The organism is Anaeromyxobacter sp. SG17, from assembly GCF_022690695.1.
Lineage (GTDB): Bacteria > Myxococcota > Myxococcia > Myxococcales > Anaeromyxobacteraceae > Anaeromyxobacter > Anaeromyxobacter soli.
Map to the genome: position 1 here is coordinate 1 of NZ_JALCYX010000154.1, position 1,033 is coordinate 1,033.

General features: G+C 67.3%; 1 protein-coding gene. It reads left to right on the top strand.

Annotated features, from left to right (window positions below):
- Nucleotides 1–2: 2 nt before the first annotated feature.
- Nucleotides 3–1,033, top strand: a 1,031-nt coding sequence (gene tuf / locus MNY60_RS23510) for an elongation factor Tu (RefSeq protein ID WP_242341610.1), incomplete at its 3' end; no start/stop codon positions are given.

The following is a 1,033-nucleotide window of genomic DNA, read 5'->3' on the forward strand; positions in this document are numbered from 1 at the left end:
TCATGGGCAAGGAGAAGTTCGAGCGCAGCAAGCCGCACGTGAACGTGGGGACGATCGGTCACGTCGACCACGGCAAGACGACGCTGACGGCCGCCATCACGAAGTACTGCGCGACGAAGGGCCGCGCGCAGTTCATGGCGTACGATCAGATCGACAAGGCGCCGGAGGAGCGCGAGCGCGGCATCACGATCGCGACGGCGCACGTCGAGTACTCGACGGAGAAGCGGCACTACGCGCACGTGGACTGCCCGGGTCACGCGGACTACGTGAAGAACATGATCACCGGGGCGGCGCAGATGGACGGCGCGATCCTGGTGGTGTCGGCGGCGGACGGTCCGATGCCGCAGACCCGCGAGCACATCCTGCTCGCCCGTCAGGTGGGCGTGCCGTACATGGTCGTCTTCCTGAACAAGGTCGACATGGTGGACGACAAGGAGCTGCTCGACCTCGTGGAGCTCGAGGTCCGTGAGCTGCTCACGGAGTACGACTTCCCGGGCAACGAGATCCCGATCGTGAAGGGGTCGGCGCTCAAGGCGCTCGAGGGCGACAAGGGAGAGCTGGGCGAGCCGGCGATCCAGCAGCTGCTGGACGCGGTGGACAGCTACATCCCGACGCCGCAGCGCGCGACGGACAAGCCGTTCCTGATGCCGGTCGAGGACGTGTTCTCGATCTCGGGCCGCGGGACGGTGGCGACGGGCCGCGTGGAGCGCGGGATCGTCAAGGTGGGCGAGGAGATCGAGGTCGTCGGCCTGAAGCCGACGGTCAAGACGGTGGTGACGGGCGTGGAGATGTTCCGCAAGCTGCTCGACGAGGGGCAGGCGGGCGACAACATCGGCGCGCTGCTCCGCGGCCTGAAGCGCGAGGAGGTGGAGCGCGGTCAGGTGCTGGCGAAGCCGGGCTCGATCACGCCGCACACCAAGTTCAAGGCCGAGGTGTACGTCCTGACGAAGGAGGAGGGTGGGCGCCACACGCCGTTCTTCAACGGCTACCGCCCGCAGTTCTACTTCCGCACGACGGACGTCACGGGTTCGGT